At 66.2% G+C, this 234-nt stretch carries 1 protein-coding gene; it reads left to right on the top strand.

The window, feature by feature from the left end; all coding sequences use genetic code 11:
- Positions 1 to 234, top strand: a 234-nt coding sequence (locus SB679_RS26370) for a 6-phosphogluconolactonase (RefSeq protein WP_410705392.1), incomplete at both ends; no start/stop codon positions are given.

The following is a 234-nucleotide window of genomic DNA, read 5'->3' as shown; positions in this document are numbered from 1 at the left end:
AGGCAGGCATCCGGGAGAAGAATCGGATGGTTGTCGGGGTGGAGAACTCACCCAAGCCGCCGCCGTCGCGCATTTCCCTGACACTCCCCGCCATCAACACCGCGCAGGAAATCTGGATGGTCGTTGCCGGGGAGGACAAGGCCGGCGCTGTTGGCTTGGCGCTTGCCGGCGCCAACCCCGTCCAGGTTCCGGCAGCAGGTCCCGTGGGTCGCACAAGGACCCTGTGGCTCATCG

The organism is Chryseobacterium sp. SIMBA_029 (assembly GCF_046535275.1).
Classification (GTDB): Bacteria; Bacteroidota; Bacteroidia; order Flavobacteriales; family Weeksellaceae; genus Chryseobacterium.
Note: the sequence above shows the minus strand (reverse complement) of the source record. Positions and strands in the feature narration are given on the sequence as shown.